Genomic DNA, 10,975 nt, shown 5'->3' with positions numbered 1-10,975 from the left:
CGTGATCATGATGGTCGGCCTTCAGGGCTCGGGCAAGACCACGACGACCGCGAAGATCGCCAAGCGGCTCAAGGAAAAAGAGCGCAAGAAGGTGCTGATGGCGTCGCTCGACGTCAACCGCCCCGCCGCGCAGGAACAGCTCGCCGTCCTCGGCACCCAGATCGACGTCGCGACCTTGCCGATCGTCGCGGGGCAGGGGCCGGTCGAAATCGCGCAGCGCGCGCTGCAGGCCGCGAAGCTTCAGGGCTATGACGTCCTGATGCTCGACACCGCGGGCCGCCTCCACGTCGACCAGCAACTGATGGACGAGATGCAGGCGGTGTCGCGCACGGCGAACCCCGCCGAAACCCTGCTCGTCGTCGACAGCCTGACCGGGCAGGATGCGGTGCAGGTCGCGCAGCGCTTCACCGATCAGGTGCCGCTCACCGGCGTCGTGCTCACCCGCATGGACGGCGACGCGCGCGGCGGTGCCGCGCTCTCGATGCGCGCGGTCACCGGCAAGCCGATCAAATTCGCGGGTACGGGTGAAAAGCTCGACGGGCTCGAACTCTTCCAGCCCTCGCGCATTGCGGGCCGCATCCTCGGCATGGGCGACGTCGTCAGCCTCGTCGAACGCGCCGCCGAAACGATCCAGGCCGAAGAGGCCGAGGCGATGGCCGCGAAGATGGCCAAGGGCCAGTTCGACCTCAACGATCTTCGCACGCAATTGAACCAGATGCGCCGCATGGGCGGCCTCGGCGCGCTCGCCGGCATGATCCCCGGGATCAAGAAGGCGCAGGTCGCAGCCGCGCAGGGCGGCGCCGACGACAAGATGCTCGTCCATTTCGACGCGATCATGGGCTCGATGACCCCCAAGGAACGCGCGAAGCCCGAAATCCTGACCGCGAAGCGCAAGATCCGCATCGCCAACGGCTCGGGCACGACGGTGCAGCAGGTCAACAAGGTGCTGAAGATGCACCAGGAAATGGCCAGCGCGATGAAAAAGATCCGCAAGATGGGCGGGCTCAAGGGTCTCGGCGCGCTGTTCGGCAAGGGCGGCGGCATTCCCGGAATGGGCGGTATGGGCGGCGGCGGGGGCGGTGGCCTCCCCGGCCTCGGTGGCGGCGGATCGATCCCGCCCGAGCTCGCTAATTTGATGAATAAGAAGAAATAATCAACCCGACTTTAAACGTTAAACTCTGAAGGAAAATATCATGGCAACCTCCATTCGCCTCGCACGCGGCGGTTCGAAAAAGCGTCCTTACTACAAGATCGTCGTCGCCGATTCGCGCAGCCCGCGCGACGGCCGCTTCATCGAGCGTATCGGCAGCTACAACCCGCTGCTCGCCAAGGACAATCCTGAGCGTATCAAGCTCGACGCCGACCGTGCGAAGCATTGGGTCTCGGTTGGCGCGCAGCCGACCGACCGCGTCGCCCGCTTCCTCGACGCCGCGGGCGTTCTCGAACGCGCTGCCCGCAACAACCCGAACAAGGCTGTCCCCGGCGAAAAGGCCAAGGAACGCGCCGAAGAAAAGGCCCAGAAGCTGGCTGACGCCGAAGAAGCCGCAGCCGCCGCTGCCGCCGCTCCGGCGCCCGAACCCGTGGTCGAAGAAGCCGCTTCGGAAGTGGCCGCCGAAGAAGCGCCTGCCGCTGAAGAAGCTGCCGCTCCCGAAGCTGCTGAATCGGACGCGACCGGTTCGGTGAAGAGCGAAGCGACCGCCGAAGCGGTGGCCGAAGCCGTCGCCGACGAAGTCCCGGCCGAGGCGACCGCCGAAGACGCGACCGCGATCGCCGAAGAAGTCGCCGAAGGCGGCCCGGTTGCCGAAGCCGCCGAAGAAGCCCCGGCTGCTGAAGAAGCGCCTGCTGAAGAAGCCGGCGAAGAAAAGGCCGAAGGCTAAGCCTTGGCCGACGCGAATCGCCCCGTCACCCTCGCCGCCATCGCCGGCGCGCATGGGGTACGGGGCGAGGTGCGCCTCAAACTGTTCGGCGAAGGCGCGGAGGCTCTCCGCGCCTTTTCCGTTTTCGAGGCGGGGGATCGCAAGCTGACCCTGAAATCGGTGCGCCCCGCCAATCAGGGCGCGGTCGCGACCTTTGCCGAAGTCACCGACCGCAGCGGCGCCGAAGCGCTGCGCGGCACCCTCCTCACCGTCCCGCGCTCGGCGCTGCCGCCGCTTGGCGAGGGCGAATATTATCACCACGATCTGCTCGGCCTGCCGTGCGTGTCGACCGACGGCACGGCCATCGGCCATGTCGCCGCGATCGAGAATTTCGGCGCGGGCGACATCCTCGAAATCGCAAAGCCCGACGGCAAGCGCTTCATGGTGCCGATGAATGTCCGCGCGGTGCCCGCATGGAACGACGACGGCGTGACCGTCGACGCGGCGTTCGTCGAATAAATCTACCGCACCCCGGCGAAGGCCGGGGTCAGAGCATCCATAGATCGACGCCAGCTTCGTATCGCTCTGGATCCCGGCCTTCGCCGGGATACGATCTTGTTCAATTGCCGATGGTCGTCCGCGCTGATAGCTCTTCCGCAAATTGCGGCGGAGGATGGCATGCGTTTGAAATCGAGTTTTGCTTTTGCCCTCTTGCTGGGAAGCGTAATTCCAGCGGCCGCGCAACAACCTGCCCCCAAAACCCTCGACCAGCTCACCCCCGAAATCGACGCGCTTTTCGCCAGATTCCAGGCCGAGGCGCATGTCCCCGGCATGGTCTATGGCGTCGTCAAGGACGGCAAGCTTGCCTATGTGAAGGGCATCGGCGTCCAGAACATCGCCGACAACCGCCCCGTCACCCCCGACAGCCTGTTCCGCATAGCCTCGATGACCAAGGCGTTCACCGCGCTGTCGATCCTGCACCTCCGCGACGAGGGCAAATTGCGCCTCGACGATCTTGCCGAGCAATATGTGCCCGAGATGAAGGGTTGGACCTATCCGACGAAGGACAGCCCGCGCATCCGGGTGCGCGACCTGCTCCAGCATGTCGGCGGCTTCGTCACCGACGATCCGTGGGGCGACCGCCAGCAGGTGCTGCCGCAGGAAGAGTTCACGAAAATGATCGCCGCGGGCGTGCCGTTCAGCCGCGTGCCGCAAAGCCAGCATGAATATTCGAACTTCGGCTATGCGCTGCTCGGCCGCATCGTCGCCAACGCGTCGGGCATATCGTACACCGCCTATGTCCAGCGGACGATCCTGACCCCGCTCGGCATGACGAGCAGCGGCTTTGATGCGCCCAAAGCGCCCAAGGCGCGCTACGCGCTTGGCTATCGCTGGGAAAATGAACGCTGGTCGCCCGAACCCGAAATGATCGACGGCGCCTTCAACGCGATGGGCGGGTTGCAGGTCAGCGCGAACGACTATGCCAAATGGATCGCCTTCCTGCTCTCGGCCTGGCCCGCGCGCGACGATGCCGACAATGGCCCGGTCAAGCGCGCCACCATCCGCGAAATCGCGCAGGGGCTGAACTTCACATCGGTCGTCAATCGCACCGGCGCGAGCGGCGCCGAGGCGTGCAAGCTGTCGAGCGCTTATGGCATGGGCTGGCGCGTCGCGCAGGATTGCGACCTCGGCCTCACGCTTGCGCACGGCGGCGGCTATCCCGGCTATGGCAGCCATGTGATGCTGATGCCCGAACACGGCGTCGGCGTCTTCGCGCTGTCGAACCGCACTTACGCCGGTCCGTCGGGGCCAGCATGGGACACCGCGGCCCTGATGGACAAGGCGGGGCTGCTCGAAACACGCGCCGTGCCGCTATCCCCGGCCGTGGCGGACGCCTATGCGGCGGCAAAGGCGGCTTATGCCGCGGGCGACCTCGGCCCGCTACAAGGCAAGCTCGCGATGAACTTCCTGCTCGACCGCTCGGCCGAAAACTGGAAAGCCGAATTTGCGAGACTGAAGGCCGAGGTAGGGGCGTGCCCCACCGACGAACCGCTCGCGCCGACGGGCGCGATGTCGACCGCCTTCCGCCTCAACTGCGCGAAGGGCAAGCTCGACGGGATATTGCTGCTCGCCCCGACGACGCCCGTCACGATCCAGGCGCTGCGCCTGCGCGTCGTGCCGCCCGAAGCGCGCTGATGTCGACGGGGTGGGGCTTTAGCAAGGGACAGCCTCACCCCGTTTCGCCCTGACCTTTGAGGGGGAGGGGCAGGGCTCTTATCGCGCCCGGCGCGGGCGCACGCCGCAGCGCGCGGCGACGCGGGTGAAGACGCTGTCTTCGCCGGGCGCACTCGGCAGGGCGATCCATTCGCCGAGGCGGCGGAAGGGGGTCGCGAGCCAGTGGAGGCCACGGGCGATATCGGCGCTGAAATGATCATGACCGTCATTCCAAACGCGCATGAACTGCTCGTCTTTCATCGTTCATTTCCTTTCGCTTGGTGTCACCTAGATGCACCTCGCGGCGCCCCGCCGCCAACAAAAGGCGTGGACCATATCATAAGCCTGACTTATAAGGTTGCATGTCCCGCCTGCCGCCCCTCGCCGCCGTGCGCACCTTCGAAGCCGCCGGGCGCCTGCAGAATTTCTCGCGCGCCGCCGAGGAACTGGGGCTGACGCAGGCGGCGGTGAGTTATCAAATCCGCCAATTGGAGGATCGACTCGGCCGCGCGCTCTTCGTGCGCGAGAAGGGGCGGGTGCGCCTTTCCGAAACCGGCCAGCGACTGCTTCCTGCGGTCAGCAATGCCTTCGCGACGATGGGCGACGCCTTCGCCGCGCTGGGCAGCGACGAGGCCGATGTGCTGACGATCAACGCCGCGACCAGCTTCGGGGGCACCTGGCTCAGCGCGCGCATCGGCAGCTTCCAGCTCCAATATCCCGAACTGGCGGTGCGCATGGCGATGAGCAACGATCTCGTCGACTTCGACGCCTCCAACGTCGATGTGGCGATCCGCATCGGCAAGGGCGTCTGGCCCGGGCTGCGCAGCGATTTCCTGATGCGCCAGTATCTCGCGCCGATCGCCTCGCCGACCTTTATCGAAGAGCATGACATAAGCGAGCCCGCCGATCTGCTACGCGTCCAGCGGCTCGCGCCGAACGACAGCTGGTGGGCCGACTGGTTCGCTGCCGCTGGGGTGACGACGCCGCCGCTGCCGTCGCGCCGCGGCATCGAGCTCGACAGCCAGCTTCAAGAGGCAAGCGCGGTGCAGGCGGGTTTCGGCATCGCGATGATGACCCCGCTCTACTGGCAGGTCGAGCTTGCAAGCGGCCGCATGGTCCAGCCCTTCGACACGCTCTATGTGTCGGCATCGTCGGGGATGTGGCTCGTCCACCGCGACAACCGCGTCGGGGTGCGCAAGATCGAGCGCTTCCGCGAATGGCTGCACGGTGAAATCGAGAAGGATCGCCACCTGCTCACCGACGCGCTATTGGAGCCGCCGTCATGACCTTCACCGCCGTCCCCCTGACCCTCTACCCCGACATGTTCCCCGGCCCGCTCGGGCACAGCATGGCGGGGCGCGCGCTCGAAAGCGGGACCTGGTCGTGCGCGCCGGTGCAGATCCGCGATTTCGCGACCGACAAGCACCGCACCGTCGACGACACGCCCGCGGGCGGCGGCGCGGGGATGGTGCTGAAAGCCGATGTCCTCGGCGCCGCGATCGACCATGCGGCGGCGGCGCATCCCGGCCTCCCGATCCTCGCCATGACCCCGCGCGGAACCCCGATCACGCAGGCGCGCGTACGCACCCTTGCGGCGGGCTCCGGTGCGATCATTCTCTGCGGCCGGTTCGAGGGATTCGACGAACGCATCTTCGACGCGCGGCCGATCGAACAGGTGTCGATGGGCGACATCATCCTCTCGGGCGGAGAGATGGGCGCGCTGCTGCTGCTCGACGCTTGCATTCGGCTGCTTCCCGGCGTAATGGGCGCGGCTTCAAGCGGTGACGACGAATCGTTCGAAAACGGTTTGCTTGAATATCCGCACTATACCCGGCCCGTCACATGGGAAGGGCGCACGATCCCCGAAGTGCTGCGATCGGGGGATCATGCGAAGATCGCGGCCTGGCGGAAACAACAGGCGCAAGATCATACACGGTTACGCAGGCCGGACCTTTGGGAGCGTCATATCGATGCTCGGGCCCGACCTGCCTCTGGCGCGCGGCGACAAGAAAAGGACTAGAGGACATGAACCTCATCCAGACGATCGAAGCCGAAGAAATCGCCAAAGCGGCGAAGACGATTCCGACCTTCCGTCCCGGCGACACGCTGAAAGTCGGCGTGAAGGTGGTCGAAGGCGAACGTACTCGTGTGCAGAATTTCGAAGGCGTGTGCATCGCACGCTCGAACAAGGGCATGGGCTCCAACTTCACCGTGCGCAAAATGTCGTTCGGCGAAGGTGTCGAGCGCGTGTTCCCGCTCTATTCGCCCAACATCGACAGCATTACCGTCATCCGCAAGGGTGCCGTGCGTCGTGCGAAGCTTTATTATCTTCGTGGCCGCACTGGTAAATCGGCGCGTATTGCGGAGCGCCGCGATTACCGGCCGGAAGCCAGCGAGGGCTAAGGGAGACTTTCCCAACCCCAAGCGAAAACAGCTTTCCAAAACGACCGGTTCCGCCAACAGGCAGAGCCGGTCGTTTTTCATTTGGGCAAAGCGAATTTCATGCATCAGTCCGTCCTCCCGTTCCAGCCGACGCGGCGCGCCTTTCTTGGCGCGGTGCTCGCTTTCGGCGTGTCGGGCGAGGCGATGGCGCTCACCAACGCGCAGCGACTGGTCACCGCCGCGCGGCGGCAGGTCGGCGTGACGCTGTCCTATGATCCGGCCTATACGGTGCTGTCCTTCCCGAACGGCGATGTCGATCGCGCGAAGGGCGTGTGCACCGACGTCGTCATCCGCGCCTTCCGCGATGCGCTCGGCCACGACCTGCAGGCCCTTGTAAACGCCGACATGCGCGCCAATTTTGGGGCTTATCCGAAAAACTGGGGGCTGAGGCGCCCCGATCGCAACATCGACCATCGCCGCGTTCCCAATCTGGCAACTTTCTGGCGGCGGCAGGGCGCATCTTTGCCCGTCACCGACAATCCGGCCGACTGGCGGGCGGGCGATATCTTCACCTCGCTGGTCGGCGGGCGCCTGCCGCACACCGGCATCGTGTCCGACCGCAAGGACACGACCGGCACTCCGCTCGTCCTGCACAATATCGGCGGCGGCACCCGCGAGGAGGATGCGCTTTTCGACCACAGGCTGACCGGCCATTTCCGCTGGAAAGTCTGACCTTCGTTTCCAATCACGGTTCTACGCTGAGGAGTGAGTAAATGGGTTATCGTATCGTTGTCGCCGGGGCCACGGGCAATGTCGGGCGCGAAGTGCTCGCCATTCTCGCCGAGCGCGAATTCCCGATCGACGAACTGGCGGCGGTCGCATCGTCGCGCAGCCAGGGCACCGACGTCGAAATCGGCGACAGCGGCCGCACCGTCAAATGCCAGAATATCGACAATTTCGATTGGGCCGGCTGGGACATGGCGATCTTCGCGATCGGCAGCGACGCGACCGCGATCCACGCGCCGAAGGCCGCCGCTGCGGGCTGCGTCGTGATCGACAACAGCTCGCTTTACCGCATGGACCCCGACGTGCCGCTGATCGTGCCCGAGGTGAACCCCGACGCGATCGACGGCTATACCAAGCGCAACATCATCGCGAACCCGAACTGCTCGACCGCGCAGATGGTCGTCGCGCTGAAGCCGCTGCACGACGCCGCCAAGATCACGCGCGTCGTCGTCTCGACCTATCAGTCGGTGTCGGGCGCGGGCAAGTCGGGCATGGACGAGCTGTGGAACCAGACGCGCCAGATTTTCGTCGGCGACGAAAAGGACGTGCAGAAGTTCACCAAGCAGATCGCCTTCAACGTCATCCCGCACATCGACAAATTCCTCGACGACGGCTCGACGAAGGAAGAGTGGAAGATGGTCGTCGAGACCAAGAAGATCCTCGATCCCAAGATCAAGGTCACCGCGACCTGCGTCCGCGTGCCCGTCTTCGTCGGCCATTCGGAAGCGATCAACATCGAGATGGAGAAGGAACTGTCGGCCGAGGATGCCCAGCGCATCCTGCGCGAAGCCCCCGGCGTCGTGCTCCACGACAAGCGCGAGGACGGCGGCTACATCACCCCCGTCGAATGCGTCGGCGACTTCGCGACCTTCGTGAGCCGCGTGCGCGAGGACCCGACGGTCGAAAACGGCCTCAACCTGTGGTGCGTTTCCGACAACCTCCGCAAGGGCGCGGCGCTGAACGCGGTGCAGATCGCGGAACTGCTGGGGCGGCGCCATTTGAAGAAGGGCTGAGATTTATAAGATCCTCCCCATCGACTTGCGATGGGGAGGGGGACCGCGCCCGCAGGGCGTGGTGGAGGGGTGGCAACGTCTGCGTTACTACCCCTGCGTCAGCCCTCCGGGCTGCCACCTCCCCATCGCAAGTCGATGGGGAGGATCTCTTGGCTACGCGCCGGCATCCAAGCTATGCCGCTGACATGCCCAGCCCCTACCACTTCACCCACGCCCTCTGCCGCACCCCGGCTCCATCGGCCGTCCACGGCATCCGCGCCGACGGCGGCCCCGATCCCGATTTCACCGGCCTCGCCGCCGAACATGCGGCCTATGTCGCCACCCTCCGCGACCTCGGCCTCGCGGTCGAAGTCCTTCCGCCGCTCGATGATTTCCCCGACGCGCTGTTCACCGAAGATGTCGCGCTGACCTTTCCCGAAGGTGCGATCCTGCTCCGCCCCGGCGCGCCGAGCCGCACGGGCGAGGTCGACCATATCCGCGATGCACTCGCCGCCCATCATCCGCGCCTCCTCGAAATGACGACGGGCCATGCCGAGGGCGGCGACGTGCTGCGCCTCGCCGACCGCGTGATCATCGGCCTGTCCGACCGCACCGACCGCGCGGGGGCGACCGAACTGGCGGGGCTGCTCGCGAAACTCGGCCAGCACGCCGAAATCGCGCAGACGCCGCCGGGCGTGCTCCATTTCAAGACCGGCTGCAGCCTGATCGACGAACGGACGATCCTCGCGGTGCCCGCGATGCGCGACTGCCCCGAATTCGCCGGCCTCGAAGTCGTGCTGACCCCAACCGGCGAAGAAGGAGCGGCGAACATCCTGCGCGTGCGCGATACAGTGCTGATCGGCGACCGCTGGTTGGCGACCCACGCGATGCTCGCGGCGCGCGGCGTGCCCTTCCGCCCGATGGCGACCGAACAGATCGCGCGCATCGACGCCGGGCTCAGTTGCATGTCGCTGCGCTGGTGACCGCCACGAAAATCGCTGTCCTACAATATCTTGCTGCATTAGATCCTCGGGATGATGCAAGCACCGACCCCACGCCCGATTTGTGTAATCGCGAGTGAAGTTAGGCAGTTTTCCGCCATTCCTGTCTCGGCGGATTTCGGTCGATGACGGCCGGTTCAGCGCGCCCTGAAGCGCAAAAACGCCTGCTCGGCGCACTCCTTGTGCTGCTATTGCTCGCGCAGATCGATCAGCCCTATCCCGAGGTCGCGCTGCTCCAGCATTTCCCGACGATGCTGCTGATCGTTGCGGCGCCCTGGCTGCTCCGCCGCTGGCCGCTGTCGACCGCGTCGGTCGCGTGCATCGCGCTCTTCATGGCACTCCACACGCTCGGCGGACGCTACGCCTACAGCAACGTCCCCTATGACGATTGGGCACGGTCGCTGACCGGCACCAGCTTCTCCGACGCCTTTGGCTGGACGCGCAACCATTATGACCGGCTCGTCCATTTCGCCTTCGGCGCCCTGTCGGTCATCCCCATCGCCGAAATCGCAAGGCGTTGGGGCGGCCTCGGCCCGCGCGGCGCGGCCTTTGCGGTGCTTGGCTGGGTCCTGGCCATCTCGTGCCTCTACGAAATCTTCGAATGGTTGCTCACCATCGTCGCGGCGGGCGAGACCGCCGACCGCTACAACGGGCAGCAGGGCGACATCTGGGACGCGCAAAAGGATATGGCGCTCGCGCTGCTCGGTGCGATACTGGTGCTCATAATCCCGCGCCGCGACAGGAGATAGGCATGCGCAAGTTCACGACCCTCGCGATGGTGGCGCTGCTCGCCGCGTGCAAACCCGCCGCCGACAAGGCTCCTATCGACGCCGATCCCATCGCGCCGGCGGTGCCCGAGGCAAAGGCCGACGGGCCGAACGCGGCAACCACCGCGGTCAGCCTCGATGGCGAGGGGCTGCGCTTCGTCGACAAGAATAGCGGCAGGACCAGCCTGCTCGCCTTCGGCGTCCCGCGCGCCCAGGCCGAAACCGCGCTCGCCAATGTCGCGGGCAAGGAAGATGATCGCAGCACCAACGCCGAATGCGGCGCGGGCGCGATGGAATTCACCCGCTATGACGCGATGACGCTGAATTTCCAGGGTGGCAAGTTCGTCGGCTGGTTCCTTGGCAACGAACCCGGCGCCGACGCCTATTCGACGATGAGCGGCATCGCCATCGGCACGACGCGCGCCAAGGCGAAGGAATCGGTCTCGATCGTCGATCTCGAGGACAGCACGCTGGGCGAGGAATTCAGCATCGGCACCGGCGACAAGGTGATCGGCGGCATGTTCGCGGCGCCCGGCGACGCGGCAAAGATCGACGCGCTGTTCGCGGGGGTGAATTGCTTTTTTCGGTGAAGGCGGGCTTCGCTCACGTCAGCTGACGACCGATTGCGGACGTTTTAGTTCCTCCCCGGAACGGGGAGGGGGACCGCCGCCGTAGGCGGTGGTGGAGGGGTCGGGACGGTGCGTCTTGACGAGAGGTTGCGACCCCTCCGTCAGCCCTGCGGGCTGCCACCTCCCCGTTCCGGGGAGGAACTGACTATGTCCGCTCCCCACCCCAAGGCAGGCGTCGCCTTCAAATAAGCCTTTCCTACATTATCGGGCTGTGCCAGCCTTCATCCGGCTCTTTCATTTGGTGGATAAAAGCGGTTGCTGCCTGGCTTGCGGGTGCGGCCAGGGTGGGGCGTGCCGGGCGCGTCCAGCACGCCGCGAGGCTCAAATCGGGCGATGCATAAGGCTGAA

12 protein-coding genes and 1 pseudogene are annotated in these 10,975 nt (G+C 65.7%); 12 read left to right on the top strand and 1 reads right to left on the bottom strand.

Features of this window, described 5'->3' with window-relative positions; genetic code table 11:
• The 4 genes and pseudogenes from VJ811_RS15440 to VJ811_RS15425 form a co-directional block, all read left to right on the top strand.
• Window positions 1-1,153, top strand: a 1,153-nt coding sequence (locus VJ811_RS15440; protein WP_324073935.1) for a signal recognition particle protein, incomplete at its 5' end; no start/stop codon positions are given.
• A gap of 40 nt (window positions 1,154-1,193) precedes the next feature.
• Window positions 1,194-1,664, top strand: a pseudogene (gene rpsP, locus VJ811_RS15435) (30S ribosomal protein S16); the annotation flags it as partial.
• A 216-nt stretch (window positions 1,665-1,880) separates the two neighbouring features.
• Complete coding sequence (rimM, locus tag VJ811_RS15430; protein WP_324073934.1) at window positions 1,881-2,375, top strand: ribosome maturation factor RimM; 495 nt, start codon at window positions 1,881-1,883, stop codon at window positions 2,373-2,375.
• 159 nt (window positions 2,376-2,534) lie between these two features.
• Complete coding sequence (locus VJ811_RS15425) at window positions 2,535-4,052, top strand: serine hydrolase domain-containing protein (protein ID WP_324073932.1); 1,518 nt, start codon at window positions 2,535-2,537, stop codon at window positions 4,050-4,052.
• Between the two features lie 78 nt (window positions 4,053-4,130).
• Here the strand turns inward: VJ811_RS15425 and VJ811_RS15420 are convergent, their stop codons facing one another.
• Window positions 4,131-4,331, bottom strand: coding sequence for a hypothetical protein (locus VJ811_RS15420; RefSeq protein WP_324073930.1), 201 nt, complete (start codon window positions 4,329-4,331; stop codon window positions 4,131-4,133).
• 101 nt (window positions 4,332-4,432) lie between these two features.
• On the opposite strand from VJ811_RS15420, the gene VJ811_RS15415 reads away from it, so the two are divergent.
• The 8 genes from VJ811_RS15415 (at window position 4,433) to VJ811_RS15380 (ending at window position 10,588) form a co-directional block, all read left to right on the top strand.
• A complete protein-coding gene (locus VJ811_RS15415) occupies window positions 4,433-5,356 on the top strand; it encodes a LysR substrate-binding domain-containing protein (RefSeq protein ID WP_324073928.1) in 924 nt (307 codons plus the stop codon).
• Entirely contained in the window at window positions 5,353-6,090 is a 738-nt protein-coding gene (gene trmD / locus VJ811_RS15410; protein WP_324073926.1) for a tRNA (guanosine(37)-N1)-methyltransferase TrmD, read from the top strand. The genes VJ811_RS15415 and trmD overlap by 4 nt, the downstream gene beginning before the upstream one ends.
• Before the next feature lie 5 nt (window positions 6,091-6,095).
• On the top strand, window positions 6,096-6,473 hold the full coding sequence (gene rplS / locus VJ811_RS15405; protein WP_056345487.1) for a 50S ribosomal protein L19: 378 nt from the start codon (window positions 6,096-6,098) through the stop codon (window positions 6,471-6,473).
• 99 nt (window positions 6,474-6,572) lie between these two features.
• On the top strand, window positions 6,573-7,184 hold the full coding sequence (locus tag VJ811_RS15400) for a DUF1287 domain-containing protein (protein WP_324073924.1): 612 nt from the start codon (window positions 6,573-6,575) through the stop codon (window positions 7,182-7,184).
• A 41-nt stretch (window positions 7,185-7,225) separates the two neighbouring features.
• A complete protein-coding gene (locus VJ811_RS15395) occupies window positions 7,226-8,251 on the top strand; it encodes an aspartate-semialdehyde dehydrogenase (RefSeq protein ID WP_324073923.1) in 1,026 nt (341 codons plus the stop codon).
• A gap of 185 nt (window positions 8,252-8,436) precedes the next feature.
• Entirely contained in the window at window positions 8,437-9,213 is a 777-nt protein-coding gene (locus VJ811_RS15390; RefSeq protein WP_324073921.1) for an arginine deiminase family protein, read from the top strand.
• Window positions 9,214-9,356: 143 nt separating this feature from the next.
• Entirely contained in the window at window positions 9,357-9,980 is a 624-nt protein-coding gene (locus tag VJ811_RS15385) for a DUF2238 domain-containing protein (protein ID WP_324073919.1), read from the top strand.
• 2 nt (window positions 9,981-9,982) lie between these two features.
• A complete protein-coding gene (locus VJ811_RS15380; protein WP_324073917.1) occupies window positions 9,983-10,588 on the top strand; it encodes a hypothetical protein in 606 nt (201 codons plus the stop codon).
• The last annotated feature ends 387 nt before the right edge of the window (window positions 10,589-10,975 follow it).

This window comes from Sphingopyxis sp., from assembly GCF_035250425.1.
Classification (GTDB): domain Bacteria; phylum Pseudomonadota; class Alphaproteobacteria; order Sphingomonadales; family Sphingomonadaceae; genus Sphingopyxis.
Note: the sequence above shows the minus strand (reverse complement) of the source record. Positions and strands in the feature narration are given on the sequence as shown.